Here is a 2,690-nt window from a genome sequence, read left to right as displayed (position 1 = left end):
GACCATCATCGAAGGCAATGTCTCGGGAACCGACGGCGCTGAGTTCCAAATCCAACTCTCAAAGGCCGTCACTCTGACAGCAACCGATTTCCATCTTTAATGCAGTCTGAAGCGTGTCATGGCTCAAGCTAGTCGAGGGCTGCGGCCAAGCAGATGACGCTCATGAAGCTGGTGGAAGTCCATCAGCTGCTACAAGACTAGGCAGAATATGCGTGACCGTTTCTAATTTCGTACGGTCTACGCACTGATAAATTCGGTTCTGCTGCCCAGCCATACTACAGATTTGTCATCCAGATAGTACGCGGCCCGCGCTATAAATTTGGAAGATTAAATTTTAAAAATAAAAGGCTTCCTGTGACTCAAAACAGCCAAGTTTCGTTCGCAGCTACGGAAATCAGCGTCAGCGAGTTATCAAACTCTGTAACGGCACGCGTCGTCCGAACCGGATCGCTCACTGATGCGGTGACAATCACCTACGGCGTCACCGGCGACACCGCTACAGCGGGTGAGGACTTCGCCGACGGCTTCGGAACCGTTGTCATTCCAGCTGGTGCGGAAGAAGCAACGATTTCAATAGCCCTTCATGACGACCTGATTGGCGAAGACACTGAGGTTTTCGCCCTTTCATTAATCAGTGCCGAGGGTGCAACCCTCTGGGCTCCGCGCACTACGCGCATTTCCATCCTCGATGATGAGACGCCTGCGCCGCCCCCCCCTTCGGAGCCGCCTCTCACCAGCGAGTATGATGTTCGACAGTCGCCTTCAGTCAGCGGCCTCAACCAGCCGATAAAGTTCGAATTTTCGCCGGTTAATTCCTCTCTCGCCTATGTCGCCGAGAAGGGGGGGGGCATTCGTGTTGCCAATGTAACTACAGGCATGGCGAGCACATTCCTTGACCTGAGTGATCGCGTCAATGAGTCCGGAGATCGGGGCTTGATGGACATCGCTCTGCATCCAGATTTTGAAAACAATCCATACATCTATGCATTCATTGTTGCCGATCCCTCCGACGCCGCTGGATTAAGTGGAAGTGCCGGTTTGGATGGCTCGGGTAACCGCTACTCGCAAGTTTTGCGCTTCACCGCCGACGCAGCGACTGGATATACGACTGTCGTACCGGGAAGCGAGGTCATCATTCTTGGGAAAAATGGTCAGTCTCTCAATGACATCAGTGGCGAAGGCCGGCAGGATTTTACTGATCCAGCCTTCGCGGGCCTCACAGCTTCAGATCGCTATATCAACCCATCACAGCCTGCACCTGCCGTCATCAACGGCTTCAAGCAGGATTACATGAAGGTGGACTCGGCGTCCCATGCTGGCGGATCTCTGGTCTTCGGGCCTGATGGCGCGCTCTACGTCGCAACGGGTGATGGTACCTCTTTCAACTATGCCGATCCACGCACACCCGACGTTCTTGCGCTTGATAGTCTCTCAGGGAAAATCCTTCGGATTGATCCCATTACGGGTCAGGGCTTAGCCGACAATCCCTTTATTCAGGACGGTGTCTCGCTCGACAGTAATCGTGCAAAGGTCTTCCAGACCGGCTTGCGCAATCCATTCTCAACTACTTTTGACACGGAAGGCCGGCTATTCATCACCAATACTGGTTGGAATTCCTATGAGATGATTGAGATGGGAGGACCAGGAGCGAACTTTGGCTGGCCCTATTATGAGGGAGGCGACGGTGGTCTTCTGCTGCAGACACCGGGCTATCGCAATTCGAGTTCTGCTCAGGCCTTCTATGCTGCAGTCGGACGGGGTGAAATCGATGTCACGCCCGCCTTTCGTGCATTCTCCCACAGTACGGCCAATCCCGGATTCCAGGTCCAGGCAATAACAGGCAGCGAGGTTGTTTATTCTGGTGGTGTTTATCCAGAGAAATTCCAGAATAACTTGTTTTTCTCCGACTTCTCGGGCGGAGAAGTTTTTACCGTCGATGTGAATAATCGGTCAGACGCAAAGTTTCTCTTCCAATCCGGAACGGGTACCGCCCCGACCCATTTTGCTCAGGGCCGCGATGGTTATGTATACTACAGTGATATTTCCTCCGGCGAGATCGGTCGCCTCGTAATCACGGCGCGTGAAGCTCCACCGTCTGCTGAACCCGCTCAATTCACGGCAGGAACGGCTGGCAACGATGTCATTGACCTATCGTCTCGCGGAACTCGGCCGCAACTGGTCAACGGGCAAGATGGCAACGACACGATCATCGGGGGCTCCGGCAGCGACACCCTTAACGGCGCTGCCGGAAACGACGTCCTGACCGGCGGCCTGGGAGCCGACAGCCTGACCGGCGGCACGGGAAGCGACACGTTCGTGCTCCGAAAGGCCGATCTTGTCGGCACCACGGCTCCGAACGCAACGCTCGACCGCATCGGCGATTTCAGTGGCGCTGGTCAGGTCGGTGGTGACACCATCGTGCTCCAGGGCTTCACGTCCGAGGCGGTTCTCGTTCGGGTCGGTAGCAGCGGCACCGTCAACACCTACCAGGTCGTAGAAGGTGACACCGCTGCCGGTCGCTTCACCGTCATTCATGATGGCAGCGCCCTTGCCGGAGATGACTTCCGCTTCGAGGCTCCCTCCAATCCAGGAGGACCCGTCAATACCGCGCCAGTCGGTGCCAATGATGCGTTCACCGCGAGCGAGGACACAGCGCTCGTGGTTGCGGCGGCCAACGGAGTGCTCGCCAA

The 2,690-nt window shown here is 55.8% G+C and carries 1 protein-coding gene; it reads left to right on the top strand.

The features are described 5' to 3' along the window. Positions 1 to 354 precede the first annotated feature (354 nt). Positions 355 to 2,690 (top strand): PQQ-dependent sugar dehydrogenase (locus tag ASF57_RS25820; RefSeq protein WP_200935875.1); only part of this gene is annotated, 2,336 nt, incomplete at its 3' end.

The organism is Methylobacterium sp. Leaf117 (assembly GCF_001422985.1).
In the GTDB taxonomy this organism is placed as follows: domain Bacteria; phylum Pseudomonadota; class Alphaproteobacteria; order Rhizobiales; family Beijerinckiaceae; genus Methylobacterium.
The sequence above is the reverse complement of the archived record's forward strand: the minus strand, read 5'-3'. Positions and strand labels throughout refer to the sequence as shown.